General features: G+C 66.6%; 21 protein-coding genes and 5 tRNA genes. 19 read left to right on the top strand and 7 right to left on the bottom strand.

Annotated elements, in window-relative coordinates:
• Positions 1-6: 6 nt before the first annotated feature.
• The 3 genes from lsrF (at position 7) to VGR67_02865 (ending at position 3884) form a co-directional block, all read left to right on the top strand.
• Positions 7-828 (top strand): 3-hydroxy-5-phosphonooxypentane-2,4-dione thiolase, encoded by an 822-nt coding sequence (gene lsrF, locus VGR67_02875; GenBank protein HEV8335340.1) that lies wholly within the window; start codon positions 7-9, stop codon positions 826-828.
• A 3-nt stretch (positions 829-831) separates the two neighbouring features.
• The gene (locus VGR67_02870; GenBank protein ID HEV8335339.1) at positions 832-1857 is read left to right on the top strand and encodes an alcohol dehydrogenase catalytic domain-containing protein; all 1026 of its coding nucleotides are present in this window, start codon (positions 832-834) and stop codon (positions 1855-1857) included.
• 128 nt (positions 1858-1985) lie between these two features.
• A complete protein-coding gene (locus tag VGR67_02865; protein ID HEV8335338.1) occupies positions 1986-3884 on the top strand; it encodes a hypothetical protein in 1899 nt (632 codons plus the stop codon).
• An 18-nt stretch (positions 3885-3902) separates the two neighbouring features.
• On the opposite strand, the gene VGR67_02860 is transcribed toward VGR67_02865, so the two are convergent.
• The 5 genes from VGR67_02860 to VGR67_02840 all read right to left on the bottom strand — a co-directional run bounded on the left by VGR67_02860 (position 3903) and on the right by VGR67_02840 (position 9117).
• Positions 3903-5330: a Glu/Leu/Phe/Val dehydrogenase gene (locus VGR67_02860; protein HEV8335337.1), complete on the bottom strand. Its 1428-nt coding sequence runs from the start codon at positions 5328-5330 to the stop codon at positions 3903-3905.
• Positions 5331-5355: 25 nt separating this feature from the next.
• Positions 5356-6912 (bottom strand): bifunctional phosphoribosylaminoimidazolecarboxamide formyltransferase/IMP cyclohydrolase, encoded by a 1557-nt coding sequence (purH, locus tag VGR67_02855; protein HEV8335336.1) that lies wholly within the window; start codon positions 6910-6912, stop codon positions 5356-5358.
• Positions 6866-7684 carry a hypothetical protein gene (locus VGR67_02850; GenBank protein HEV8335335.1) on the bottom strand — a complete coding sequence of 273 codons (819 nt, stop codon included), beginning with the start codon at positions 7682-7684 and terminating at the stop codon, positions 6866-6868. The genes purH and VGR67_02850 overlap by 47 nt, the downstream gene beginning before the upstream one ends.
• A gap of 69 nt (positions 7685-7753) precedes the next feature.
• Positions 7754-8464, bottom strand: a complete 711-nt coding sequence (locus VGR67_02845) for a tetratricopeptide repeat protein (protein HEV8335334.1) — start codon at positions 8462-8464, stop codon at positions 7754-7756.
• The gene (locus VGR67_02840) at positions 8461-9117 is read right to left on the bottom strand and encodes an MXAN_5187 C-terminal domain-containing protein (GenBank protein HEV8335333.1); all 657 of its coding nucleotides are present in this window, start codon (positions 9115-9117) and stop codon (positions 8461-8463) included. Before VGR67_02840 ends, VGR67_02845 begins: the two co-directional genes overlap by 4 nt.
• A gap of 180 nt (positions 9118-9297) precedes the next feature.
• On the opposite strand from VGR67_02840, the gene selA reads away from it, so the two are divergent.
• Positions 9298-10722 carry an L-seryl-tRNA(Sec) selenium transferase gene (gene selA / locus VGR67_02835; protein HEV8335332.1) on the top strand — a complete coding sequence of 475 codons (1425 nt, stop codon included), beginning with the start codon at positions 9298-9300 and terminating at the stop codon, positions 10720-10722.
• Here the strand turns inward: selA and ychF are convergent, their stop codons facing one another.
• The gene (gene ychF, locus VGR67_02830; GenBank protein HEV8335331.1) at positions 10723-11808 is read right to left on the bottom strand and encodes a redox-regulated ATPase YchF; all 1086 of its coding nucleotides are present in this window, start codon (positions 11806-11808) and stop codon (positions 10723-10725) included.
• 390 nt (positions 11809-12198) lie between these two features.
• Between ychF and VGR67_02825 the strand changes: the two genes are divergently transcribed.
• The 12 genes from VGR67_02825 to VGR67_02770 all read left to right on the top strand — a co-directional run bounded on the left by VGR67_02825 (position 12199) and on the right by VGR67_02770 (position 20954).
• Positions 12199-12795: a YqgE/AlgH family protein gene (locus tag VGR67_02825; protein HEV8335330.1), complete on the top strand. Its 597-nt coding sequence runs from the start codon at positions 12199-12201 to the stop codon at positions 12793-12795.
• A gap of 74 nt (positions 12796-12869) precedes the next feature.
• Positions 12870-12946 (top strand) — tRNA-Pro (locus VGR67_02820).
• Positions 12947-12979: 33 nt separating this feature from the next.
• Positions 12980-13056: transfer RNA gene (locus VGR67_02815), tRNA-Arg, on the top strand.
• Between the two features lie 48 nt (positions 13057-13104).
• Positions 13105-15093 (top strand): ABC-F family ATP-binding cassette domain-containing protein, encoded by a 1989-nt coding sequence (locus tag VGR67_02810; GenBank protein ID HEV8335329.1) that lies wholly within the window; start codon positions 13105-13107, stop codon positions 15091-15093.
• A 27-nt stretch (positions 15094-15120) separates the two neighbouring features.
• On the top strand, positions 15121-15810 hold the full coding sequence (locus VGR67_02805) for a metal-dependent hydrolase (protein HEV8335328.1): 690 nt from the start codon (positions 15121-15123) through the stop codon (positions 15808-15810).
• A gap of 48 nt (positions 15811-15858) precedes the next feature.
• A tRNA-Arg gene (locus tag VGR67_02800) sits at positions 15859-15936 on the top strand.
• Positions 15937-15959: 23 nt separating this feature from the next.
• Positions 15960-16034 (top strand) — tRNA-His (locus VGR67_02795).
• An 87-nt stretch (positions 16035-16121) separates the two neighbouring features.
• A tRNA-Lys gene (locus VGR67_02790) sits at positions 16122-16197 on the top strand.
• 124 nt (positions 16198-16321) lie between these two features.
• Positions 16322-16786, top strand: coding sequence for a M67 family metallopeptidase (locus tag VGR67_02785; protein HEV8335327.1), 465 nt, complete (start codon positions 16322-16324; stop codon positions 16784-16786).
• Between the two features lie 24 nt (positions 16787-16810).
• Positions 16811-18262, top strand: a complete 1452-nt coding sequence (moeB, locus tag VGR67_02780; protein HEV8335326.1) for a molybdopterin-synthase adenylyltransferase MoeB — start codon at positions 16811-16813, stop codon at positions 18260-18262.
• Between the two features lie 14 nt (positions 18263-18276).
• Entirely contained in the window at positions 18277-19206 is a 930-nt protein-coding gene (locus tag VGR67_02775; protein ID HEV8335325.1) for a PLP-dependent cysteine synthase family protein, read from the top strand.
• Positions 19203-20954 carry a sulfatase-like hydrolase/transferase gene (locus VGR67_02770; GenBank protein ID HEV8335324.1) on the top strand — a complete coding sequence of 584 codons (1752 nt, stop codon included), beginning with the start codon at positions 19203-19205 and terminating at the stop codon, positions 20952-20954. Before VGR67_02775 ends, VGR67_02770 begins: the two co-directional genes overlap by 4 nt.
• Before the next feature lie 132 nt (positions 20955-21086).
• Here the strand turns inward: VGR67_02770 and VGR67_02765 are convergent, their stop codons facing one another.
• Complete coding sequence (locus tag VGR67_02765) at positions 21087-22193, bottom strand: hypothetical protein (GenBank protein ID HEV8335323.1); 1107 nt, start codon at positions 22191-22193, stop codon at positions 21087-21089.
• Between the two features lie 626 nt (positions 22194-22819).
• Between VGR67_02765 and VGR67_02760 the strand changes: the two genes are divergently transcribed.
• The 3 genes from VGR67_02760 to VGR67_02750 all read left to right on the top strand — a co-directional run bounded on the left by VGR67_02760 (position 22820) and on the right by VGR67_02750 (position 25342).
• A complete protein-coding gene (locus VGR67_02760) occupies positions 22820-23641 on the top strand; it encodes a hypothetical protein (GenBank protein HEV8335322.1) in 822 nt (273 codons plus the stop codon).
• Positions 23642-23761: 120 nt separating this feature from the next.
• Positions 23762-24103 (top strand): transcription initiation protein, encoded by a 342-nt coding sequence (locus VGR67_02755; protein ID HEV8335321.1) that lies wholly within the window; start codon positions 23762-23764, stop codon positions 24101-24103.
• Between the two features lie 186 nt (positions 24104-24289).
• Complete coding sequence (locus tag VGR67_02750; protein ID HEV8335320.1) at positions 24290-25342, top strand: hypothetical protein; 1053 nt, start codon at positions 24290-24292, stop codon at positions 25340-25342.
• Positions 25343-26188: the final 846 nt, after the last annotated feature.

Below are 26188 nucleotides of genomic sequence, written 5' to 3'. Positions count from 1 at the left end.
GCCGCGTTGAGCCATGCCGGCTCGGATGGAAAGGAGTCGCAAACCATGGATTGGGGACTGGCTAACCGCATGAGCCGGATTCTGCAGCCGGCCACCGGACGCACCGTCATGCTGGCCGTGGATCACGGCTACTTTCTGGGCCCGACTTCGGGGCTCGAGGAGCCGCGCAAGACCCTGGAGCCTCTGCTGCCTCACGCCGATTCGCTGATGCTGACGCGCGGTGTCCTGCGGACCAGCGTCCCCCCGCAGGCCAGCGTCCCGATCGTGCTCCGCGTCTCGGGCGGGACGAGCGTCCTGAAGGAGCTCTCGAACGAAGGCCTCACCGTGGCGATGGAGGACGCGATCCGCCTGAACGCCAGCGCCGTGACCCTGTCGATCTTCGTCGGTGCGGAGGGGGAGCGCGAATCGCTGCTGAACCTGGCGCGCCTCGTCGACGAGGGGGAGAGGCACGGGATCCCGGTGCTCGCGGTGACGGCCGTGGGGAAGGAGATGACCCGCGACGCGCGCTACCTGGGGCTCGCCTGCCGGATCGGCGCGGAGCTGGGGGCCCACATGGTCAAGACCTATTACTGCGAAGGGTTCGAGGAGGTCGTCCGCAGCACGCCGGTGCCGCTCGTCATCGCCGGCGGCAAGAAAATCCCGGAGCGCGACGCCGTGGCGCTCGCCTTCAACGCGATCCGCGCCGGGGCGAAGGGAGTCGACATGGGACGGAACATCTTCCAGTCCGACTGCCCCGTGGGGATGATCCGGGCGGTCCGCGCCGTCGTCCATGAGAACGCCTCCGTGGAGGAGGCGACCGGGATCTACCGCCAGGCGAAGGAGCGCTGAGGGGTGCGCGTCGCGGTTTATTACAGCAACCGGGACGTGCGCCTCGAGGAGCGCTCCCGGCCCGTTCCCGGTCCGGGCGAGATCCTGATGAAGGTCGAGGCGAGCGGGATCTGTGGCTCGGACGTGATGGAATGGTACCGGATCCGCAAGGCCCCCTGCGTCCTCGGTCACGAAGTGGCGGGAGTCGTCGCGGAAACGGGGCCGGGCGTCTCCCGGTTCCGGGCCGGGGACCGCATCGTCGCCACGCACCACGTTCCCTGCGGGACCTGCCGCTACTGCCTCACGGGCCGGGAAAGCGTCTGCGAGACCCTGCGCGCCACCCATTTCGATCCGGGCGGCTTTTCCGAGCTCATCCGCCTGCCGGCGATCCACGTGGAGCGCGGGACGCTGCCGCTCCCCGATTCGGTCACTTCGGAGGAAGCCTCCTTCGTCGAGCCGCTGGCCTGCGTGGTTCGCGCCCACGGCGTCGCCCGGGTCGCGCCGGGCCAAAGCGTCCTCGTGATCGGCAGCGGCATCTCGGGAATCCTGCACATCCAGCATGCGAAGGCGCTCGGCGCCGGACCGATCTTCGCGGCCGATCCGAGCCCCTACCGCCGGGAAGCGGCGCGCCGCCTGGGGGCTGACGCCGTCTTCGGCGCCGGCGAGGATCTGCCGGAGAAGCTCCGCGCCGCGAACGGCGGCCGACTGGCGGAGCAGGTCCTGGTTTGCACCGGCGCGCTTCCCGCGATCGCGCAGGCGCTCCGGTGCGTGGACCGCGGCGGCACGATTCTGCTCTTCGCGCCGGCCTCTCCGGGCGAGACGTTTCCGATGCCGCTGCTCGATCTCTGGAGCGACGGGATCGCCCTGGTGCATTCTTACGCTGGGCCGCCGGCCGAGATGCGGGTGGCGCTTGATCTCATCGCCTCGAAGCGCCTGGACGTCGGGGCGATGGTGACTCACCGCCTGCCGCTGTCGCGCGCTCAGGAGGGTTTCGATCTCGTCGCGCGGGCCGCCGATTCCCTGAAGGTCATCCTCGACCCGCGTCTCTGAACTCAGCATAAATAACTCATTGCAGGCAAGTTACACTCCCGATCCCGAGCTTCCGGCCGGTTTGACTCCCTGCGCAAAAGGCATAGATTTGGGCAAGTAGCGGCCGCGCTGCGCCGACAGGGAGTTCGATGCCCGAAAACGCTTCCCTCCAGCAGCTCCTCCAGGAAGCCACGTCTCTCTATCACTCCGGCAACTACCGGCAGGCGATCGAGGCCTGGCGAAAGGTCCTGGCGTCGGAGCCGAACAATCAGAGAGCCAAAGAAGGCATTCGGATGGCCTCGCTGCTGCTGGAAGAGGCGCAAATCGCCGCCGCGGCCAGCCAGGCGGCCGGGGAGGCCGCCGCGGCTCCCGAGTCCTTGGAGGTGATCGCCAAGGTCCGGACGGGAATCCTGAAGGTCCGGGAGCTCCTCGCCGCCTCCAAGCACATCGAGGCGATGGAAATCTGCCAGTCGCTGCTGGCGCTGGCGCCCCGCTCCGCGGCGGTGCACGAGATCGTGGACGAGGCCCGGGAGGCCTACGAAGCCCAGCCCTTCATCGCCGAGCACCTCGAGATCGCGCGCGAGCTCTTCGTCCAGGAGCGGCTGGAGGAAGCCGATTCGGAGCTGCACAAGGTCTTCTTCCTGAATCCCAATCATGCGGAAGCCAAGAAGCTTCAAGCGAAGATCGAGACCTTGCGGCAGAAGCGGGCCCCCGCGGCCGCGCTCTCCGAGCCGGCTCCCGCGGCCGCGCCTGCCTCCGTGGCAAGCGACCCCCCGCATCCGGATTCTTCCGCCACGCAACGCGTGAGCGCGCCCCCCGATTTCGGCGACACGCTCGATCTGCCGGAGCCCCCGGCCGCGGGCGGGGAATCGGCCGTCAAAGAGCATCAAGAGGCGCCGGCTGAGAATTGGGAAGCCGAGCTGGCGCAGCTGAACCTGGGGACTTCCTCGGCTCCCGCGGCCGCCCCCGCCGACGCCGCGACGACCGGCAAAACGGAAGAGCCGGTCGAGAAGCTCGAGATTATGGATCTTTCGGAGGAGCCGAGCCGGGCGCCCGCCGCGGAGCCCGCGCCCGAGGCGCCAAGATCGGGCCCCGCGGCGGTTTCACCGGAGGCCGACCTCGATCTCTCCGGGCTCGCGGGCGAAGGGCTCGAGATGTCCCCGGAGCCGGAAGCGGCCCCCCGCCGGCGGCCGGCGCCGCGCACTCCTCCCGCCGAGCTCCGCCCGCGTGGGGGAAGCTCGGTCGCGAAATTCGCGCTTCCGATGATGGGACTCCTGATTGGCGGGACCGCAGCCTGGTGGTATTTCGCGATGAAACCCGCCTCCTCGGGTCACGGAGGAGACCCTCCGGCTCCTCCTCCCGTGCGCGCGCCGCGCCGCGCCTCCCCCGGGGCTCCCGGCGCGGGGGCCGCGTCGCCGGGACGCACCAATCTCGGCCTGAGCAGCAGCGGCAGCCGCGGCTCGGGAGGCGCCGCCTCGGCCGGCGTGGAGGTCCCCGGCGTCGAGCCGTCCACTCCGGCTCCGCAGCCTTCCGCTCAGGACGCGCGCCGGGAGATCGCGCGGCTCACCGGCGAGGGCCGGGCCTATCTGGAAAAGGGAAAATATCCGGAGGCCGTGAGGTCCTTTTCGGCCGTGCTCGATCTCGATCCCGCGAATATCGAAGCCAAGGAGCAGCTAGACCAGGCGGCGAGCAAGGTCCTGGAGCAGAAGCGCCTCGAGGAGGACCTGCAGACGGCGAAGGAGTTCTTCGTGGAGAAGGACTACGAGAGCGCTTTGCGGAAATTCTACCGCCTGCCGCGGGATCGCAACCTCGGGGAGGTCGACCTCTTCATCCGGAACGCCTGGTACAACTGGGCGGTGGTTTCGATGAAAGGCGGCAACTGCGTGGACGCGCTCAACCGCCTGAAGGAGGCGCTCACGGTGGACCCCGGCGACTCGGAAGCTTCCAAGCTGCAGGAAGTCGCGGAAACCTACAAGGACAAGCCCAAGGACAAGGTCTTCTACGCCTACGCCGATCGGATCACCTACCGGACGCTCAACCAGAAATAAGACCCCGGCCCCATCCTCTCACGGGAAGACCCCCAGCTCTTCGTAGGCTCGCGCCACTTTGCGGATCGCGACCGCGTACGCGGCGGTGCGCAGGTCGTCCAGTCGCCGGTCCTCGAGCAGCCGCTCGCGAATCTCCCGGTAGGCGTTCTGCATCGTCCCTTCCAACCCGGAATTGACCAGGTCGACCTCGTCCGGAGCTTGAATCAGCTCCCGCCGGAGCTTGTCCGGGATCCGCCCGGCGGCGACCTGCTCCAGGGCCGTGACCATCTTCCCCTTGTAAATCTCGTCGAGCCTCTTCTCCATCCGGCCGTACCGGATGTGTGACAGGTTCTTCGTCCATTCGAAATAGGAGACTGTCACCCCGCCGGCGTTCAGGTAGAGGTCGGGGATGATCATCACGCCGCGCCGCCGCAGCTTCTCGTCCGCCCCGGGGGTCGTGGGGCCGTTCGCCGCCTCGGCCACGAGCTTCGCCCGGATCCGGTCGGCGTTCTCCAGGGTGACCTGGTTCTCCAGCGCCGCGGGGACCAGCAAATCGCAGTCCACCTCCAGCACCTCGGTGGATCCGTTCAGCGGCTTCGATCCCGGGAAGCCTTGGAGGGACCCCGTCTTGGCCCGGTAGTCCGCCAGCGCGGCGATGTTCAGCCCCTCGGGATCGAGCACGCCGCCGTCCACGTCCCCGACGGCGACGATCCGGCATCCATCCTCCTCGGAGAGGAACTTGGCGGCGTGGAACCCGACGTTCCCGAACCCCTGGACGGCGACCCGCTTGCCTTCGAGGGATCCTTCGAGGCCGCACGCCCGCAGGTCTTCGGGATAACGGAAGGCTTCGCGGATGCCGTACTGGACGCCCCGCCCCGTGGCTTCGCGCCTTCCCCGGATCCCCCCCTGAGAGACCGGCTTTCCCGTCACGCAGGCGAGGGAGTCGATTTGCCCCGGGGTGAGGGCGTCGTACGTGTCGGCGATCCAGGCCATCTCCCTTTCTCCCGTCCCCAGATCGGGGGCGGGGACGTTGATCCCGGGGCCGATGAAGTTCTTCCGCACCAGCTCCATCGTGTAGCGCCGCGTGATCTTCTCCAGCTGCTCCGCCGTGTAGTCCCGCGGATCGACGTCGACCCCGCCTTTGGAGCCGCCGAACGGGACGTCGACCAGGGCGCACTTGTAGGTCATCAGCGCCGCCAGGGCCATGATCTCGTCCTGGGTGACGTGCTTGCTGTAGCGGATGCCCCCCTTCGTCGGCTTCCGGTGCTGGGAATGCTCCGCTCGCCATCCCTGGAAAATCTCGTAGCGCCCCTCGATCCGGACGGGGAACTGCACGTAGTAGACGGCGTTGCAGACCCGGATCTGCTCGAGAAGCCCTTGAGGGACCCCGAGGGTGGCCGCCGCCTTGTCGAACAGACGGCAGACGGTGTGCCAGAGGTTGAGGTCCTCTCCCGCCGTCTTGGTCATCGTGGGCATGATGGGTGGTTTCTCCTCAGTGTCGGAAATGGCGCTCGCCGGTGAACACCATGCTCATGCCGTGCTCGTCGGCTGCGGCGATGACTTCCGCATCGCGGATCGATCCCCCCGGCTGGACCACCGCCGCCACGCCCGCCCCGGCGGCGGCGTCGATCCCGTCCCGGAAGGGAAAGAAGGCGTCGGACGCCAGGACCGATCCCGCGAGAGGCGACAATGCCTTCAGCGCGCCGAAGCGCGCCGAGTCGACGCGGCTCATCTGGCCCGCGCCAATTCCGAGCGTCCGCCCGCCGGCCGCGTAGACGATGGCGTTGGACCGGACGTGCTTCGCGACGCGCCACGCGAAGTCGAGATCCTCCATCTCCTTCGGCTCCGGCGCCCGCTTCGTGACGACCTGGCCGGCGGCCGGGGGCTTCGTGGCGCGATCCCAGGACTGGAGGAGCAGTCCGCCGCTGATCCGCTTGAAATCGCTGCCCGACAGCGCGACGGAGCCGGCCCCGGCGCGCAGCAGTCTCAGGTTCGTCTTCCTCCTGAGGATCTCCAGCGCCGCGTCCTCGAACGAGGGCGCGATGATCGCCTCCAAGAAGAGCGTGCCGATTTCCCGCGCCGCGGCGGCGTCGAGCGGCCGGTTCAAGGCCACCACCCCGCCGAAAGCGGAAAGGGGGTCGGCGTCGCGGGCCTGCGCGAAGGCTTCGGCCACGCTCTCCCCGAGGGCCGCCCCGCAAGGGTTGTTGTGCTTGATCACCACCGCCGCCGTGCCGGAGAACTCCCCGACCAGCCGCCATCCCGAATCGAGGTCGAGCAGATTGTTGAATGAAAGCTCCTTGCCGTGAATCTGCTCGGCGCGGGCCAGGCTCCCCGCCGGGGCTCCCGTCTCGCGATAGAACGCCGCCGCTTGATGGGGATTCTCGCCGTACCGCAGAGCGCCGATCTTCTCGAAGGAAAGCTCGAGGGCGGACGGGAAGTCGCCGGTCGTCTCCGTCCCGGCCCCCGAGAGATAGCGGTGGATGGCGGCGTCGTAAGCGGCGGTCCGTTCGAACGCCTTCACCGCCAGCTCCGTCCGGAGGTCGTCCGGAAGCGCTCCGAGCTGCGTCAAGGCGGCGCCGACGCGCGCATAGTCGGCGGGATCCACGACCACCGCCACGTCGCGGTGGTTCTTGGCGGCGGAACGGATCATCGCCGGGCCGCCGATGTCGATCATCTCGATGATTTCCTCGCGCTTGGCGCCGGGGCGGAGCGCCGTCGCCTCGAACGGATAGAGGTTGATGACGACCAGCTCGATCGGCTCGATCCCCGACTCGTGGAGGGCGGCGAGGTGATCCGGCCGATCGCGGCGCGCCAGAAGCCCTCCATGGATGCGCGGATGCAGGGTCTTCACCCGGCCGTCGAGCATCTCCGGGAAGCCGGTGTGATCCGACACCTCGGTGACCGCGATCTGCGCTTCGGAGAGCGTCCGCGCGGTGCCGCCGGTGGAGAGGATCGTGAAGCCGGAGGCGGCCAGGGTGCGGGCCAGATCGATGATTCCGGCCTTATCGTGGACGCTCAGCAGCGCCAGCCTTCGATGCCGACTTGGCACGCTTCTTCACCTTCGAGGTCTTCTTCCCCGTTTCGCCGGGGCTCGCCGGGAAGGGAAGGCCCCCCACGTCACCGCCCGCCTGTTGCCAGATCGACGTCCAGACCCGGGCGATGTCATTGACCGACTGCGAGAAGCTCAGCGAAGCGACCCCGAACGGCAGGGAGCGGTCGTCGAACGCCGAGGCCGATCGGGGCCGGCCGTCGGGAGTATAAGCGTTTCGGATGGGTTCGATAAAGTGCGAGGCGCGCAACGCCGCCGCCTTGCCGAAATCCTCCAGGCGATAATCGACCAGCTCCGGCAGCGGTTTCCGATCCAGGACGATCGGAAATCTTCCCAGCATCTTCTCGACGTAGCGGTCGTAGGAGGCGTAGAAAATCGGATCGCGACCGCCTCCCCCGCCGGCGTTGAGCGGAAAATCGACGTCCGCCACGTAATGCGCCGCGGAGCCCATCGCGTAGACGGCGAGGCTGAGCCGGCCCGGTTGTCCGATGATCGTGACCGCCTGGCCGGCGCGCGCCGCGAGGAGCGAGGCCGCCTTGCCGTATTCCCCGGAGCTTCTCTGGCGGTGCTCTTCGCCCATTTCGTCCCGGGAGGGATCGAGCATCCCGTGGATCAAGTCGCTGCGGTAGCGTTCGAGGATGGCATTCAGCGCGGGAGGGGTCATCTTCATGGCATCGTCGACCATCCGCCGGCGGGCGGAGTCGGTCCAGGCGAGAGCATGAAGCGGGGTGAGGAGCAGCAGGAGGGCGATCGCGATCGACTGGAGACGCATCGGGGAAACCGATTGGAGATGCTGAAGAGAGAGGCTGCGCCGCGTTCCGGGCGCCTTCCGGCCCCGGGCCTATTCCTCCGGCGCGGGATAGGCCGGCTCGAGCGGCAAGGCCAGGGCGCCCGACGACTTCACGTAATTGTGCAGCAGGATGGCGAACACTTTGCGGTTCTTGACCACCTGGGGGTTCTTCCTGGGATCGAGCAGGTTGGGATCGTATTTCACCGCTTCGCCGTAATAGGCGATCGCCTTCTCGTAATGACCGGCGCTGTCGTAGACCACGCCGATGTTGTAGTAGGCGAGCGCATAGCGCGGGTCGATCTTCAGCGCCTTGTGATAGGCCTCCACGGCGCGGCTCTTCCTGCCCATCGCCCGGTAGGCGGAGCCGAGGTTGTTCCAGGCTTCCTTGTACTGGGGGTAGTCGTGAAGCACCAGTCGATACTGGCGAACCGCGTCGGAAAAGCGGTTGCTCAGAGCGTAGGCGTTCCCCAGGGCGAGACGGACGGTGACGTCCTTCGGGGTGGCCGCCGCCATCTCCTCCCAGTAGGCGACGTCGGCGGCCGTCTGCGCGTCGACGGTGCGCGGCGGCGGCTCCGCCTTGTCCGGAGCGACCTCGTCGACGACGCTGCCCTCGGGAGGCGGGACCGGCTGGGGTTCGGGAGCTTCCTGCGCCGCGGGGGGCGGCGGGGCCTGCTGGGTCTCCGGAGCGTCCTGGGCGCCCGCCAGGCCCGCGGAGGCCACGATCGCGATCGCCAGGGACGAGAGCTTCCGCGGAAGGATCAAGTGCGATTCTCCTCGGCGTCGGATGGATCGTTCTCCGCTGACTTCTTTACTGACTCGCTTACCGGCTTGGCGCGCAAAGATACCTTATTGTCCTCCAGGTAAAGACGAAAGTCCACCTTCTCACAGGAGGTCTTTTCGCGGATGGTCTTGGCCTGCCGCTCGATCTCCTGGCGGAACTTCTCGAAGCTGGGCGCCTTTCCTCCGCCGGCCTCCTGCCTCGCCTCGAGAAACGACTTGTAGAACGCCTTCAGATCGGCGCCCGCGTCGTCGACCGCGTTGCGAATCGCCGCCCGGGCGACGAGCCGCTTCGCGGGGGCGGTCGCCTGGGGAGGGGGCAGCGCGGGTCCCGGCGGGGCTTCGGTTCCGAGGCGCCGGCGCGCCAGGACCAACGTCCGGGCTCCTTCCTCCCGCTCCTGGAGCTTCTTGTTCCAGAGCTCGGAGTAGAGGTTCCAGCGATTCACGAAGTTGTTGTAGAGGAACCGCTGGGACAGCTTCATTTCCCGGATCATTCCCAGCCTCTTGACGTCCTTGTCGAGGAGATCGCGGACTTCCAACGGAGGCTTGGGAAGCGCCCCGGAAAAGAAGAGGTTGAACTGCGATTTCAGCTGGCGAAGCCGGGCATTGAGAGCTTCAATCTCGCCTTCGAGAGTCATGGCCTCCACCCTGAAGCGGCCGGGGTCCCGAAATCCTATCCGGAGAATATAGGGTCGAAAGGCTGCTGACTTCAACGCCGATTCCCTTTGACAAAGCGTGGCTGAAATGGTCAAATGTGACGGAATAACCTCTTTTAAACCATAAGGTTATTGTCATTTACGGCCTGGGAGGGGGCTTGCTTGAAGACGTCGGAGCGTTCCAGCCATCTTCTTAGGCAGCTTCCCAAGATCGACCTCCTCCTCCGACTCCCGGCCGTCGGGGCGCTCGCCGACGAGCACGGCAGGGAGCGGGTCACGGCCGTCCTCCGGGAGATGGTGGAGGAGCTGCGGGCCGAAATCGGCGCGGGGAAGGCCCCGGAGGATCGAATCGGCCGATGGACCGGGGAAGTGGGCGAGGCTCTCCGCCGGCGGCTCGAGTCGGACCTGGAGTCGCTTCTCATTCCCGTCATCAACGCAACCGGGGTTCTCATCCACACGAACCTAGGGCGGTCCCCGCTCTCCGCGGAGGCGGTGCGCCGGATCCATTCCGTGACGGCCGGCTACAGCACGCTGGAGTACGATCTCGCCCGCGGCGAGAGGGGTTCCCGCTCGGTGCACGCGCAGCGGCTGCTCGGACGTCTGTTCCCCGGAGCCTCCTCGGCCGTGGTCAACAACAACGCCGCCGCGGTCCTCCTGGCGCTGAACACCCTCGCCGAGGGAAAGGAAGTGATCGTCTCCCGCGGCGAGCTGGTCGAGATCGGCGGCAGCTTCCGGATCCCGGACGTGATGCGCAAGAGCCAGGCGGTCCTCCGGGAGGTCGGGACCACGAATCGCACCCGGATCGCCGATTACGAGGAGGCGGTCGGGGCGGCGACGGGGCTTCTTCTCAAGGTGCACACGAGCAATTATCGGATCGTCGGGTTCACGGCCCGCCCCACCCTCGCCGAGCTGGCGGAGCTCGGCCGGCGGCGGGGGTTGCCGGTGATGGTGGATCAGGGGAGCGGATGCTTGAGCGATCTCGCCTCCTTCGGAATCGAAGACGAGCCCTCCGTGGCTCGCCTCCTCGCCGACGGGGCCGATCTCGTCACTTTCAGCGGCGACAAGCTCCTGGGGGGCCCGCAGGCGGGGATCCTCGTCGGGAGGCGCGACCTCCTCGAACGGATCGCCCGGAACCCCCTGAGCCGCGCGCTGCGCCCGGACAAGATCACCCTCGCCGCTCTGGAGGCGACGCTCGCCTCCCATCTCCGCGGGCGCGCCTCGCGCGACCTGCCCCTGCTCAGAATGCTGGAGGAGTCGGAGGATTCCGTGGGCCGGCGCGCCCAAAGATGCGCCGATGCTATCGAGCAAAGAAGCGGGGGCGCGATCCGTGCGGAAGTCGTCCCGGGGGCCTCGGTGATGGGCGGAGGGGCGGCGCCGGGGACGAAAATCCCCACGAGGCTCCTGGCGCTCTCAGCGGAGTCGCGCTCGTCCGACGCTCTGGAACAAGGCCTTCGTCGGGGCCGCCCCGCCGTCATCGGGCGGATCGAATCCGATCGGCTCGTCCTCGACCTGCGGACGGTGCCCGAGGACCGGGAAGCCGAGCTGGTGGAAGCAGTGGCGGCGCTGGGGAGCGAGACGGAGCGCTAGCTAAACGTTGAACTTGAAGTTGATCACGTCGCCGTCGGCGACGCGGTATTCCTTGCCTTCCTGCCGGAACCAGCCTTTCTCGCGGGCGATCGCCAGCGAGCCGGCTTCCATGAGCCGATCGTAGGCCACCACCTCGGCCCGGATGAATCCCCGCTCGATGTCGGAGTGAATCGCCCCGGCGGCCCGCTGGGCCGGGCATCCCGCCGGGATCGACCACGCCTTGACCTCGTCCTCGCCGGCGGTGAAGAAGACCGAGAGCCCGAGGAGGCGGTGGGAAGCCCGCAGGATGCGATCGAGGCACGGCTCCCGCATCCCGAGATCCCGCAGGAATTCGGCGGCATCCTCCGGAGAAAGGGAAGCGATCTCCATCTCGATCTTGGCGGAGACGGCGCACAGCGCCACCTTCGGCTTGGCGGCGAAGGCATCGAGACCGTAGTGGCCCTGGAACGCGTCGATCCTCGACGCGTCCTCCTCTCCCATGTTGACGACCCCCAAGAGCGGCTTCGCGGTGAGGAAGGCGAAGCCTCGCAAGCGCTTCTCGTCCTCCGGAGAGAACGACAGCGAGCGGATCGGCGTCTCGCGCTCCAGCGCCTCGAGGCAGCGGCTCAGGACCGCGAGCTCTTTCTCGTCCTCCGGGCTTTTCGCCTTCTTCAGATTCTGATTCAGCCTCTCGACGCGCCGGGAGGCGACGTCCAGATCCGACAGGAGGAACTCCGTCTCCATCGTCTCCAGGTCGCGCGCCGGATCCAGCGATCCTTCGGGGTGGGGAATCTCCTCGTCCGCGAACGCCCTGACGACGTGGGCGATGGCGTCGACGTTGCGCATCTCCCGCAGGAAAAGGGGATCCTTCGTCTCCCCCTTCGCCAGACCCTGGACGTCGAGGTATTCCACGGCCGCCGGGGTGAGCTTGCGCGGCTTGAACATCGCGGCGAGCCTGTCGAGCCTTCCGTCGGGGACCTTGGCGATCCCCAGGTGAGGCTCCGCCTTCCCGGTCGAGAACTTCTCGACCGAAAGCGTGGAGCCGGTCAGGATGTTGAACAAGCTGGTCTTGCCGACCTTGGGAAAGCCCAGCAGGCCGATCTTCACCGCGCTCCTCCGGGGAGTCTGCGAGCAGGGAGGGAAACCAAGGCATTCTAGGGACCGGTCCGGGAGCTGTCAAACTTCGCATTGTGCGGGAAGGAAGTCGGCGGGATTGCAGTACAATAAAAGACCGCATGAAGCCGACGGCGTGCGTTACGCTCGCGAATGGCAGGAAGCATCGTCGCTGGCCCGCCGCGGCTTATGCGGAGCGTGATACACATGAAGCCTACGGCGTACGGTATGTTCGCGCCTGGCAAGAGAGGCGTCGTGGCTCGCCAGCCGCGGCTTATGCGGAGCATGACAAGATAATGAAGCCGACGGTGTACGGCATGGCCGGAAATCTCATGAGTCGGGCGGCGGACGGCGCGCTCGGCCCGCGGCCTACGGGGGACGCTGATGACCGCTAGCCACGCGGAGCTGAGCGCTCCCCTCGTCCTGCTGGCCATGCCCCAGATCCAGGACCCCTTTTTCCATCGCAGCGTCATCCTTCTGGTGCACCACGACGCCGAGGGGAGCCTCGGATTCATTGTCAACCGGCGGACGGGGAGTCCCGTCCGGGAGATGCTCAAGGAGATGGGGATCGAGTGGAAGGGGAAGCCCGATCTCGCCGTCTACTTCGGCGGCCCGGTCCATCCCCACCTCGGAACGGTGCTGTACGACGTGAGCGTGGCGGGCACCGCCGACGCCGGGCCGGGCGACTCGATCATCCCGGGACTGCCTGGATTGAGGCTCACCCGGAGCATCACCGACTTGACCCAGATCGCGGCGCGGCCCCCCGACCTCTTCCGGCTTTTCCTGGGATACGCGGGATGGGGGCCCGGACAGCTCCTTCAGGAGATCCTGCGCAACGACTGGCTCACCGCGCCGCCGCGCCAGGAGATCCTGTTCTCTCCCGAGCCCGACGGAGTCTGGACCCACGCCCTCGGCGCGGTGGGAGTGAACCCCGACGCGCTTCCGACCTGGGCCCCCGGCGGACAGGGTCCCGTCGCCTGACCTCTTCCGCCGGCGTTGACTTCAACCGCACCCTGCGACATAATTCACTGCTCCACGGGGCTTTGACGATTTTGCGGGGTGTGGCGCAGCCTGGTAGCGCACCTGCTTTGGGAGCAGGGGGTCGGAGGTTCGAATCCTCTCGCCCCGACCAATCCTGAGGTCTTTCCCGCCGGTCCGGAATTGCGCGCCTGTAGCTCAGCTGGATAGAGCACCAGCCTCCGGAGCTGGGGGTCGGAGGTTCGAATCCTCTCGGGCGCGCCACTTCCTCCTCACCGGGCAACAACCACCCGAACATCCGGCAGCTGATCCATGATTCGTCTGCAGAAGGTCGCTCGCAACTACGGCGTCCATGAGGTCCTCAAAGGGGTCGATTGGTCGATTCCCGTCCAGGTGCGCGTCGGCTTGGTCGGCCCGAACGGGGCCGGCAAGACGACGCTCCTCCGGCTGATTGCCGGTCTCGAGGAGCCCGACGAGGGACAGGTGGACGTCCCGCGCCATCTTGCGCTCGGCTATCTCCCCCAGGAGGGGGCGCGCCTTCCGGAAGGGACGCTTCTCGACGCCCTGCTAGAGCCTTTCGCCGAAGTGGCGGCGCTCGAAAAGGAGTTGGAGCGGCTGCATCACGAAATGGCCACCGCCACGGGAGAGAGGCTCGAGAGCCTCACCCGCCTCTCCGGGGACGTCCAGCACCGTTTCGAAGTCGCCGGCGGCTTCGATTTGGAGATCCGCGCCAAGATCATCCTCGGCGGTCTCGGCTTCGCGCCGGAGGATCACGCCCGGCCTCTCAGGGAGTTCTCCGGCGGCTACCGGATGCGGGCCGCCCTGGGGGCGCTCCTGCTCCGGCGTCCCGATTACCTTTTGCTTGACGAGCCCACCAACCACCTCGACCTCGAGGCGATCGGGTGGCTCGAGTCGTTCCTGTCCGATTCCCCCTCCGCGCTCATCATCGTCTCGCACGATCGGACTTTCCTGAACCGCTTGGCCGGCTCGATCGCGGAAGTGGACAGCGGACGCGTCCGCGTCTGGGCCGGCAACTACGATCGCTTTCGCCTCCAGAAAGAGGAAGCCCGCGAGCTGGCCGCCAAGAAGGCGGCGCAGGAAGCCCATCGGGTGGACGAGATCGAGCGGTTCATCGAGCGATTTCGCTACAAGGCGACGAAGGCCCGGCAGGTCCAGAGCCGGATCAAGATGCTGGAGAAGATGGAGCGCACCGAGACGATGTCGGAGGAGTTCTCGTGGCGGTTCAATTTTCCGGCGGTGGCGCGATCGGGGCAGCGCGTGGCGATTCTCACCGGAATCAGGAAGGCCTACGGCGCCAACCGGGTCCTCGACGGCGTCGATCTGGAGATCCATCGGGGCGATCGGATCGCCCTGGTGGGCCCGAACGGCTGCGGCAAGAGCACCCTGCTCCAGATCATCGCCGGGCGCCTCGGCCCCGACGGCGGCACGCTGGAGCTGGGCGAGAAGGTGATCCTGCATTACTTCGCGCAGCACGTCCTCGAGAGCCTGACCCCCGGCCGGACGGTGCTGGAGGAGATGCAGGCCTGGGCGCCTTCGAAGACCGTGGGTCAGCTTCGCTCCCTTCTGGGAATCTTCCAGTTCTCGGGAGTGGAGGTCTTCAAGAAGGTCGAAGTCCTCAGCGGCGGCGAGAAGAACCGCCTGGCTTTGGCGCGCCTGACGCTGGATCCCGGGAATTTCCTGCTCCTCGACGAGCCGACGAACCATCTCGACCTGCCGACGCGCGAAGCGCTCGAAGAGGCGCTCGCCGGATTCAGCGGAACGCTGCTGTTCGTGTCGCACGACCGCTATTTCATCAACAAGGTGGCGACCCGCGTCGCCGCCTTCCAGGCGGGCCGCCTCCTTCTGACCCGGGGCGGGTACGACGATTACCTGGCCGCGTCGCAGGTTCCCGCGGCGGTCCCGCCCTCGGCCAGGGCGCGCGCGGCGGCGACGGGGTCGGCCTCCACCGCGCCCTCCCGAGGCGCGTCGAAGGCGCCGTCCTCCGCGCCTCCGGCGCGCGAACAGCGCCGCCTCGACGCCGAGGCGCGCAACCGGCGCGGGCGCGAGCTGAAAATCTATCGCGACCGGATCGTCCGGCTCGAGGAGAAGATCCTGCCGCACGAGACGCGCCTCAAGGAGATCGAATCCCTTCTCTCCGCGGGCGAGACCTACAAGGAGCCCGGAGTCGCCCGCGCCCTCGGCGAGGAGAAGAAGAGCATCGAGATCGAGCTGGCTCATCTCTACGACGAGTGGGACGAAGCGACCTCGGATCTGCAGCGTGAGGATTCGCGGAGCTCTTGAATCCGGCACGGAGAGGAGAGTCGCCGTATGTTCATCGGCCATTTCGCCGTCGGCTTCGCCTCGAAGAAGATCGCCCCGAAGGCGTCGCTCGGGCCTCTGATGGCGGCGCCGCTGCTTCTCGATCTCCTCTGGCCTCTGTTCGTGCTGGCGGGCTGGGAGCGCGTCCGAATCGCTCCCGGCGACACGCGGTTCACGCCGCTGGAATTCGTCAGCTATCCCTGGTCGCACAGCCTTCTGGCGGCGGCGGGGTGGGCGGCCGCTTTCGCGCTTGGATACTTCGCCTTCTCCCGATACCGCGAAGGCGCCGTCGTGATCGCCGCCGGAGTCCTCAGCCACTGGTTTCTCGACGTCGTGATGCACCGTCCCGACATGCCGCTTTACCCCGGCGGGCCGCGCGTCGGCCTGGGTCTCTGGAACTCGATCGCCGGAACCGTTCTCGTGGAGAGCGCCATGTTCGCCGCCGCAGTTTGGCTCTACGCGTCGGTGACGCGCCCGCGCGACCGGGCGGGAACCTATGGCTTTTGGTCCCTGGTCCTCTTCCTGACGGCCGCCTATGCCGGGGCCGCGCAGGGCACCCCGCCGCCCGGCGTGCGGGCGCTCGCCCTCGTCGGCGCCGCCACCTGGCTGTTTCCTTTCTGGGCGGGCTGGTTCGACGCGCATCGCGAGATCGTCCAGCTCCCCGGCGATGGGAAGCGCTTCAGTCGGTCCGCGCCGTGATTTACACTCGCTGCGCGCGCGTGGTAGAGTTGGGGGTCTCAGCCTCAGGCGCCTGTAGCTCAGCCCGGATAGAGCAACGGCCTTCTAAGCCGTTGGCCGGGGGTTCAAATCCCTCCAGGCGCGCCAGAATGCGATCGTTCCTCAGTGCGGTGGGTGTAGCTCAACGGCAGAGCACCTGGCTGTGGCCCAGGGGGTTGAGGGTTCGAAACCCTCCACTCACCCCAACCTTATCTCCAGAGCGGTCTTCTCACTGGAAGCCGTTGACGCCGCTTTCGCGGGCGTAATAGAATGCGCCCCTTTTTCGAAGAGACGGGCCGTTAGCTCAGTTGGTAGAGCAGCTGACTCTTAATCAGCGGGTCGGAGGTTCGAGTCCTCCACGGCTCACCAGGATTCATCGCTCCGGCATTGCGGAGTCGGGACGGGGCAGGCGCAAGCCTGCCCCTTTTCCATTCCAAGAGGGCGCCGAAACGCCTGTGCTATACTCGCTTCTCAAGCATTTCTGGATAGTTGCGTGCGCGGCGGTGAGGCGGACGTGTTGATCCTGGAAGCGCGGGGGCTCGATCGGTTGAAGCGTCACGGCGAAGAAGGCTATCCGCACGAGGTGTGCGGCCTCCTCATCGGCAGCTACGAGGAGGGAAGGAGCGTCCGCAACGTCCTCGAGATTCACCCCGCCCGCAACCTGAACCGCGAGCGCGCCGCGGATCGCTACGATCTCGATCCCCTCGACTACATCCGGATCGAGCGCCAGGCCCAGGCTCGCCGGCTGGAGGTGGTCGGCGTCTACCATTCGCATCCCGATCATCCCTCGCGGCCCTCTGAGACCGACCGGCAGCGCGCCGAGGAGATCTGGCAGGCCTCCGAGTCCTGGTCCTACGTCATCCTCGAAGTCGCGGCGGGCCGCGTGGCCTCCTGGCGCTCGTGGGTGCTCCGAGACGGGATCTTTCACGAGGAGCCGTCCCGGATCGCCGGGTCGTAAATCGCAGCAAGGAGGAAAGCGGATATGTCGATTCAGGTCAAGATTCCCACGCCGCTGCGTCCCCTGACCCAGGGCCGGGACGAGGTGCGCGTCGCGGGCCGCACCGTCCGGGAGGTCCTGGCGAGCCTCGAGGAGGAATGCGCCGGAATCCGCGCCCGGCTCTGCGACGATCGAGGGGAGCTCCGGCGTTTCGTGAACCTTTTCCTGAACGAGGAGGAGATCCGCCATCTCAAGGGACTCGACTCCGAGGTGAAGGACGGCGACGTGCTGGCGATCGTGCCGGCGATCGCCGGCGGGGCGGCCCCGACCATCCGGGATCTCATGAACCAGATCCGCAAGACCGTCAAGGAGGTCGTGCCTTCCGAGGTGAAGTCCCGCCGGCAGCGCCGGGAGCCCTTCGTGCTGCTGGACGTGCGCGAGAAGGACGAAGTGGAGCAAGGCCACCTCCCGGGCGCCGTCCCCATCCCGCGCGGCTTTCTCGAGATGCGGATCGAAGGGCTGGTCCCCGACCGGAAGACCCCGATCGTCGCCTATTGCGCCGGCGGGAATCGCTCCCTCCTCGCGGCCGAGAGCCTGCAGCGCCTCGGGTACGAGAACGTCGCCTCGATGTCGGGCGGGTTCAACCAGTGGCGCAACGAGGGAAACGAGGTGGTCGTCCCCCGGACCCTTTCCGAGGCGGACCGCCGGCGCTACAGCCGTCACCTGATGATCCCGGAGGTGGGGGAGACGGGACAGCTCAAGCTGCTCGCCGCGAAGGTTCTCCTCGTCGGCGCCGGGGGACTCGGCTCGCCGGCGGCCTACTATCTGGCCGCCGCGGGCGTCGGGACGCTCGGCATCGTCGATTTCGACGTCGTGGACGAGAGCAATCTCCAGAGGCAGATTCTGCACGCGGTGGATCGGGTCGGAATGCCCAAGACCGAATCGGCGCGCAAGACGATCCTGGGCCTGAACCCCGGCATCAAGGTGAACGCCATCGAGGCGCGTCTGAGCAGCGCCAACGTCGAGGAGATCTTCAGGGATTACGACCTGATTGTCGACGGCAGCGACAACTTCCCCACTCGCTACCTGGTCAACGACGCCTGTGTCCTCCTGAAGAAGCCGAACGTCCACGGCAGCGTCTATCGCTTCGAGGGCCAGGTGACGATCTTCAAGCCGCCGGAAGGGCCTTGTTACCGCTGCCTCTACCCGGAGCCGCCCCCCGCCGATCTGGCCCCCTCCTGCGCCGACGCCGGCGTCCTGGGCGTGCTGCCCGGCGTGATCGGGCTGCTCGAAGCGGTGGAGACGGTGAAGCTGCTCCTCGGCGCGGGCGATCCCCTCATCGGGCGCCTGATCCATTACGACGCGCTCAAGGCGGAGTTCCGGACGTTGCGGCTGCGCCGCGATCCGGGCTGCGCCTATTGCGGCGACGGCGCGCGATTCCCCGGCTTCATCGACTACGAGGCCTTCTGCGCCGCTCCCGCCGGCGCGGCGCGCTGAGGGGCGCCGGGGCGATGCTTCCCGAGCGCTTCCGCCCGTTCCTCGAGAAATATCCGTCCCTCGCCCTGATTGGGGGAACGCGCCTCTTCCGCGTCGAGGTGCCGGAGCTCCCCCGGAACGGCTCCGAGGTCCTCGCCAAAGCGGAATGGACGAACCCCGGCGGCTCGATCAAGGATCGCCCCGTCCTGTTCATGCTTCTGCAGGCCGCGCTCTCCGGCGAGCTCACCCCCGGCCGGACGCTGATCGATTCCTCCAGCGGCAACGCCGGAATCGCCTACGCCATGATCGGCTCGATGATGGGTCTCGACGTGAAGCTGGTCGTCCCCGGCAACGCTTCGGTCGAGCGGAAGAAGCGAATCCTGTCCCACGGGGCGCAGTTGGTCGAGACCGATCCGGTGGAGGGGTACGACGCGGCGCTGCGGGAGGCGCACCGGATCGCCGAATCGGATCCCCCCCGCTACTTCATGCCGGACCAGTACGCCAACGAGCAGAACTGGAGAGCGCACTACGAGACGACGGCGGAGGAGATCCTGGAGCAGAGCGGCGGCCGGATCACCCACTTCGTCGCCGGCATCGGCACCGGCGGGACGATCACCGGGGTCGGCCGCCGCCTCAAGTCCCACGACCCGAAGATCCAGGTCGTCTGCGTCGTCCCCGAGTCCTTTCCCGGCATCGAAGGGCTCAAGCCCTTGGAGAGGCCGGAAGACATCGTGCCGAAGATTCTCGATGCCGGCGTGATCGACCGGCGGATCCGAGTGACCATCGAGGAGGCCTACGCGCTGTGCCACAGTCTCGCCCGGCGCGGCCTGTTCGTGGGACAATCTTCGGGAGCCTATCTCAGCGCGGCTTTGACCGTGGCCCGGGACGCCCCCGGGGCGCGGATCGTCACCGTCTTCTCCGATCTGGGGGAGCGCTACTTCAGCACGAGGCTGTGGGATCTGTGAGGGCCGTCCCTCGTCGCCGTCTGCGCCTTCCGCCGGCGCTGCTTCTCGTCATCGTCATGGCGCTCCCCGCGGGGGCCGGAAAGGCGGCGTCCCCTGCGAAAGCTCCCAGCCCGTCCCGCGAGCCGGCGGCGACGCCGGGCGAAGCTCCCTTGTCCGCCGCGGCCCAAGGCTCTGCGAACGGCGCGGACCCCGCGCCCCCCGTTCTCCTGGATCAAGAGGGAAAGAAAATCGCAGCGCCCCCTCCCCGGCCCCAAGGGGAGCGTCTCGCCGCGCCGCCCGGCTCGAGGCACCATCTCTTCCTCTACCTGATCGACGGTCTGGGCGCGTTCGAGCTCCCGGCCCACGGCTACGATCGGATGACCATGACGAATGTCTCGACGCTGATGGGGGAAGGGATGACCTATCTCGCCGCCTACTCCGTCTCGCCCTGGACCGTGACGTCGGTGGCGTCGATTCTCACTTCCCTCTACCCGTCCGCGCACGGCCTCCAGAAAGCGGGCGATCGCCTGCCCGCGTCCGCCAAGACCCTGGCCGAAGTGATGAGGGAAAACGGCTACCAAACCGCCCTTTTCTCGGCCCATCCGCTTGTCGGGGCGCTCAGCGGACTCGACCAGGGCTTCGACTGGATCGAGGAGATCCCGGGACCCTTCGGTCCGGCGCCGCCCCGGGGTCCCGGCGAGACCTCCGCGACGCTCAACCGGAGCATCCTGGCCTGGCTCGACCGGCGGAATTCTCCGGCCCCCGTCTTCGTCGTGGTCCTTTCCGGCGATCCGCTCGAACCGTTCGGCGCCCCCGCCCCGGAAGGGCGCCGCTTCACCGACGACGCCGAATACAAGTGGTACTCGGAAGTCCGCGCCAGGCTCCTGCGGATCCGACCGGGCAACCTCGGCATGACGACCGTCGCGGACCTGAAAGCGCTGAAGGCCGACCCCGATCGGTTCGCCCGCGCCGCCCGCAACGTCTACGACGGGGCCCTTTATTACAACGACGCCCAACTGCGCTCGCTGCGGGACGCGCTCAACTCGCGCGGCTACTGGAAGAAGGCGCTGTTCGTCGTGACGTCGACGCACGGGGAGGATTTCGGCGAGCGCGGGCTGTTCGGGCACGGCGCCTCCCTGTACGACTCGGCGCTCCGCGTCCCCGTCGTCATGAGCTACCCGGCAATCCTGGCGAGGGCGGACCAGATGCGCCGGACCTGCGACACGGTCGACCTCTTTCCGACGCTCCTGAGCATGATGGGCCTCCCCGTGCCATCCGGCCTCCAGGGGATCCAGCGCAACGTCGAGCCGACGGTTGCCACCCGCAAGGAGACGCAGCGGCCCGCCTTCGCCGAGACTTCCCCCGCCGGGGCGCTGCCGACCGGGCGCGCCTCGATGATCTGCGAGATGCCCACCAAGCTGATCCTCTACGAAGAGGCGCCGCAAGGTTATGCCCGGCCGGAGGCGGAGTTCTTCCGCGCCAACGATCCGACGGGGTGGGAGAAGCGGAGCGTCTACATGGCCGCTCCCATCCTGGCGCAAAAGAGAAGGGACTTCCTGGAGGGATGGCGGCTCGTCAAAGGGAAGCCGCAGCTCGTCCCCGACGCCGGCGCTCCCTCCCCCGATCCCCGGTTGCGCGAGGTGCTGAGATCCCTCGGATACCTTCAGGGTCTCGCCCCCGACGTCGCGTCCGGCTCCGGCAAGGGGGATCCGCCGAAGGCTCCGGCCGGGAAGTCCCCGGCGGCGGCCCCGGCGAAGCCGAAGAATTAGGAGCGGTTTGGACCCGACGGCGGAAGTCCCGCCGCGGGTCAACCCGCCGCATGGCGAGATTTCGGAGAGCCGACGGTAGAATGATGACCGCGGGCGCCGTAGCTTCGCGGCATGGGAGTGCCCGCGGCGTCCTTAGTCCGATGGCCCGGGGCAGCGGCCGTCGCAGGCGGCCCTGCCCGATACGAGGACCGGCCCGAAGCGCTGAGTGGAACCGTCGAACTTGACCAGCTCGACGATGACGGCGCTGGAGCCCTTGAGCCGGGCCGTCTCGAAGGTCACACCATAATCGGCGCCCAGCCCGGTCGTTCCCTCCTTGGCCGGGATCAAGCTGGCATTGAGTCTCCTCTCACTGCCGTTCTTGCCGACCCCGATGACGTTGAACCCCGCCGTGGCCAGCTCGTTCCCGCTGGTCCAGGCGACGGTGACTGTGCCGCCGGATTTGCGGGCGGTGATCGAGAGTACCGTGTCGGACGGGGGCGGGACATTGAGGGCTATCGGGGTGGGGTTGACGGAGACCATCGGGCTGAAGACCATCTCGCCGACGATGGTGTTGGTCGGTTGATCGACGAACAGGCGGTTGTTGTCCAGACCGATGGCGAGGGCGAAGTAGAGACAGTCCGTGGCGCCCGGCATGGTCGGGAGCGAAACAGTGACCTCGGTGGCCGCGGTCCCTCCAATGAGCAACGGGTCCAACAGGCCGTCGACCTCGCCGCCGTTCGATCCGTCCTCGCCGGCGTCCAGAGCCTGGTTCAGGTTCTGGTCCTCCACGCTGAATACTCGCCAGTTCGCCAGCACCGCGAGGGTGCCCGCCGGCGGAGGCGGGAGGTAAAGAAAGGCCCTCAGGTCGAGCCCGGCGCCGGTTCCGGTGGCGCAGGAAGCGCGCTGGTACATGAGGACGCGAGCCGCATAGAGGTTCCTCGGGCAGTTCGTGGCGCGGGTCTCGGCGATGAGGCAGTCATCGAGGAGCGGAATTCCAGACACCTCCCCGATTCCCAGCGTGAGGGTGGGCGCCTCGCCGCCGGTCGATGCGACGATGGCCGGTACCGGGATCGGTATGCAGTTCACGGGACCTGAGATGCTGGACACAGCGTCCCCTCCGCAAGGGTCTCCATCCACCGGCTGCGCACCGGCGTTGTCGAGAACGTACGCATCCAACAACTCGTTGAAGTCCACCGAGACCGCCGCCATCCTGGCCACGTTGGGAGACTCGGGATCGATTCCGGCGATCACGTAATCCACGACTCCGAGGTCGGGGCGTCCACTGCAGCTGATCTCACTTTCGGGGATGTAGTAAATGCACCCGTCCCAACCCGCATTTCCCCAGCCGCCACTGCCGAGGTAGGAGCCGAACGTCCCAAGTGTCCCAAGGGCACCGTGCCCCGGGCCAGGCGGCGGAGCCGCGAGAGCCCGGTGCGGATACGGCCGTGCGACTTTTAATGTGGGAGAGGATTCGCGGCCTCTCCTGTTGAAGCCTGCTGCGCCCTTCCAGCACCACTTCTTGCGCCCCGCCCCTCCCCGGACTATAGTTTCCTCAGCACCCACGGATCGGAGCCGTTCACCCAGCCTTCACTGGAGAGGCTCCATTTACCCCCATGTTCAGCCATAGTCCGGGAACTGGACACTCCTCCGCGCTCCCGATGCCCTTCGCCTTTTTCAACACGCCCGTCAGCCCCAAAATCTATTCGAGACAGGCTCTATCGTCCGTCCCTATTTTTTTATCGCCGCATCCTTCCCACGAACGCCTGTATCATCATTCCCTTGGGCTCCGGACCCGTCCCGTGGAATACCCGGCAGATGCTGCAGGCTTGCGCGACTACAAAATATCGGAGATCGGCACAAGACTAGTTCGGCGAACGAGGTAATAGGTGATCCTCTTTAGACCCGTGGGTCTATCAGAACTTCATTTGATTATGGGGAGCAGGTTTCGCGCTTTCCCGCCCCGCCTCGCCGGACAGGAAGTGTTCTACCCGGTTCTAGAACGATCGTACGCGGAGCAAATCGCCCGCGATTGGAACACGAGGGACGAATTTTCAGGATTTGCGGGGTTCGTGACTGAATTCGAGCTGAAGGACACGTTCGCTCAGAAATATCCTGTGCGCACTGTCGGTGGAAGTTCTCATCGGGAGTTGTGGGTGCCGGCCGAACACCTTCTTGGTCTCAACGGGAGTATCGTCGGGTCTATTCGCGTCGTGGCAGCCTATCCGGGTCCGGCGTTCATGGGAACCATCGACCCGGTCACAAATCTTCCCTTGCCGCGACCGGTAGCTGGCCCTATGAAGACCATTTACTGCCTGAAGGACGATCCAGACAGGCTGGGAACGATTCGGCAGGCGACGCTCACCACTCAGGAATTCGGGATCGAGCCCACTCATGGACTCATAGGCTCGGCTGAGTGGTGGGGCAAGATCGATAACGGCGATCTTCCCGTACACACTACCTCCGGCATTATCGAACGCGTTTACATGGGCAGCATGAATGATTGGCCCGAGTTCGAGGTTCTGTCTGGGGAGGGTGAGCTTTCGCAATGGACTCGCGAAGCCAATTCTGTAAATCTCGCTCGCAATTACGCTCCCGGACGACGGGTCGAAATTGACTACGTACTCCAGCGTCATCGGAAAAAGTCGTTTGACCGTGGGGCTGAGACGAAAGTTGTACTTGAAATTCGAATTAGCAGCGACACGCCATGAGCACGCAGCCGAACCAGCCCTTGAACCCGACGGTCGCGAAGGGCGCGCCCGCGGGTTAACGGCTATGCGTTAGGCCGCACATACGTTTCACGACCGCCGTCAATTCCCAGGAGGAGCACCATGGCCAAATACCTGATCTCTTTTCCAAGCGCGGCAATGGTTGTGCCCGATAGCGAATGGGGAGCGGTAGGCCGCGACGCGCACGCTGTGATTGATGAGGCGAAAGCCGCCGGTGTTTACGTCTTCGGCGGCGGAATCGACGAAGACGTACCGCCCGTGCTCGTCTCGGCTGACGGCACGGTTGCAATGGGTGGCTATCCTTGGGCGCCCACGCTCGACGGCGGCTTCACCGTGTTGGAACTGCCTTCGCGCGACGAGGCCATCGCGTGGGCGGCGCGTATCGCCAAGGCCTGTCGGTGCGACCAAGAACTGCGCGTCTTCGGGTTCGACCCACAATCCTAAGGGCGACACTGAAATGGCGCGGCAAGTGCGGCCTAACAATTCATTCAAGCCGACGCCGCTTCGCGGCGCGGCTTAATTCAGGCGTTCGCCGCCGGGGAGTGTCTGATACGTGGAGCCCTTATCGAGGTCGCAACGCTCAACCCCAGTTCGAGGACCATTCCGATTGCGAAGTACGGGAGACGGCTCATGAAGACCTTGAAGCCAGGAGGCGTGCGAGCGACTCTGTTCGTCGTCGCCGTGGTCGCGGTCGCCGTCGGATTCGTCGTCACGGCGTCCACGCTGGCGCGGAGCCAGGCTCCGGCCGCTCTTGGCCCTGGGTTCACGTTCGCGCTCATCGGGGACCTTGGCTACTTCCCCCGGGAGGAACCATGGCTCGAGAACGTGTTCGCTGATCTGAATCGGAACACTGGGCTCGCGTTCATCGTTCATGTTGGCGATCTGTCCTCGCCGCGATACAGCTGCACGAATGAGTTCTGGGCCCGACGCTTGGCGCAGTTCCGCGCGTCGATCCACCCACTCGTGTACACCCCAGGCGACAACGAATGGACCGACTGCCACGAGCCGGCTGTCCCCGGCGGCGATCCGATCGAGCGCCTCGCCAAGTTGAGGACGGTCTTCTTCGACGGCAATCACACGCTCGGCCAACGCACGTTCGCGCTGACCCGACAAAGTCAGGGTCCGGATGCCGCATTCGCCAAGTACCGAGAGAACGTCCGCTGGGATATGGGCGGCGTGACCTTTCTCACGTTGCACGTCACAGGCAGCAACAACGGGCTCGGGCGCACTCCCGAGGGCGACGCGGAATACGCCGAGCGCACCCGGGCCAATGTCGCCTGGCAGCGGCAGGGTTTCGATCATGCAAGGGCTAGCCACAGCCGAGCCATCATGATCCTGCAACAGGCGAACCCCTTTCCTGAGTTTCCACCATTTCCGGGTACGCCGCAGAATCCCAGTGGCTATGCCGATCTCCGTTTGAATCTTCAGAATGAGGCCGCGGCTTTCGGCAAGCCGGTGGTGCTGGTCCACGGGGACAGCCACTTCTTCAGGATTGACAAGCCGCTGAGTCCGAGACCTGTGCGTGGCACCGTGGTGACTCCGGCACTCGAAAACTTTACGCGCGTCGAGACGTTTGGTTCTCCGTATCACCACTGGGTCCACGTCACGGTTGACGCCAGCGATCCGAACGTGTTCACGTTCCGGCCGCGTCTGGTTGCCGCGAATGTCACCCCACGACAGTAGTCGCGTCCGCGCGCTCGTGAGGCGGCGAACAAGCCGCTGGAGCGGACCGGGGCTCGCGTTGCTCGCCCCGACCGCTCAGCGCCGACGTTCGGCAGACAAGTGGAGCCGACCACCGATGAGGACTGAAGCGATCATTGAGGTAGTGTTCGGTAGAGTGCTTCCCCGGGAGGGATGGTTGTGAGGTTCGCCGTGACCAAGCTCGCTACCGCCGTCGTAGTCCTCCTGTTCGCTCTGCCGCTCGCCTCGGATGCGCAGCCGCCAGCAAAGGCCGTCCGGATCGGAGTCCTGACAGTCGGGCTGGCACGCGCTACGCCACCGGTTGAAGCCTTCCGGCGTAATCCAGCGTATCGCTATCGTCATGGGACCTGGCTTCTACGATGCACGTCTGACACCCGAGAGCATCGCCGAGAACTACGCAAAGGTCGAATCGATCGAGGGCTTCGCCGAACCGGGTCCGTTCGAGCCCAGTAATGGCGGTACGTAGATACGGATACCTGGAACGGCGAAGTCTTGAGGAACGACGTTTACGTCATGGAGACGATGATCGCGAGATATCCAGACTCGCTGCTACGTTGGACCCTCTCAACGATATCGGCGTGACGCCTAACAAGCGGTTGGAGCGGACCGGCGAGCAACCGGGCTGCTTCATGCGAGCGGCGGTGGTCGCCGGCCGCTCAACCGCGGGTCGTTGGGCAGACTACTGGCGGTCCATAAAGGACAATATGAAACCAGGTGTCGCTAGGCTCAGCACCGTTCTCGCCCTCCTAATGCTCACCGCGCCCCTCGCCGCCGGCGCGCAGCCGGCCGGGAAGGTGTACCGCGTCGGCATCCTGGGGGACAAAGCCT

The organism is Candidatus Polarisedimenticolia bacterium (assembly GCA_036004685.1).
Classification (GTDB): Bacteria; Acidobacteriota; Polarisedimenticolia; order Gp22-AA2; family AA152; genus DASYRE01.
This window is presented reverse-complemented; position numbering and strand designations above follow the sequence as displayed.

Bases quoted from the DNA above. Each gene is read 5' to 3' on its own strand.
- VGR67_02865 (HEV8335338.1), top strand. From the start codon at position 1,986: ATGCCCGAAAACGCTTCCCTCCAGCAGCTCCTCCAGGAAGCCACGTCT.
- VGR67_02860 (HEV8335337.1), bottom strand. From the start codon at position 5,330: ATGACCAAGACGGCGGGAGAGGACCTCAACCTCTGGCACACCGTCTGC.
- VGR67_02850 (HEV8335335.1), bottom strand. From the start codon at position 7,684: ATGCGTCTCCAGTCGATCGCGATCGCCCTCCTGCTGCTCCTCACCCCG.
- VGR67_02840 (HEV8335333.1), bottom strand. From the start codon at position 9,117: ATGACTCTCGAAGGCGAGATTGAAGCTCTCAATGCCCGGCTTCGCCAG.
- VGR67_02825 (HEV8335330.1), top strand. From the start codon at position 12,199: ATGACCGCTAGCCACGCGGAGCTGAGCGCTCCCCTCGTCCTGCTGGCC.
- VGR67_02810 (HEV8335329.1), top strand. From the start codon at position 13,105: ATGATTCGTCTGCAGAAGGTCGCTCGCAACTACGGCGTCCATGAGGTC.
- VGR67_02805 (HEV8335328.1), top strand. From the start codon at position 15,121: ATGTTCATCGGCCATTTCGCCGTCGGCTTCGCCTCGAAGAAGATCGCC.
- moeB (HEV8335326.1), top strand. From the start codon at position 16,811: ATGTCGATTCAGGTCAAGATTCCCACGCCGCTGCGTCCCCTGACCCAG.
- VGR67_02775 (HEV8335325.1), top strand. From the start codon at position 18,277: ATGCTTCCCGAGCGCTTCCGCCCGTTCCTCGAGAAATATCCGTCCCTC.
- VGR67_02755 (HEV8335321.1), top strand. From the start codon at position 23,762: ATGGCCAAATACCTGATCTCTTTTCCAAGCGCGGCAATGGTTGTGCCC.
- VGR67_02750 (HEV8335320.1), top strand. From the start codon at position 24,290: ATGAAGACCTTGAAGCCAGGAGGCGTGCGAGCGACTCTGTTCGTCGTC.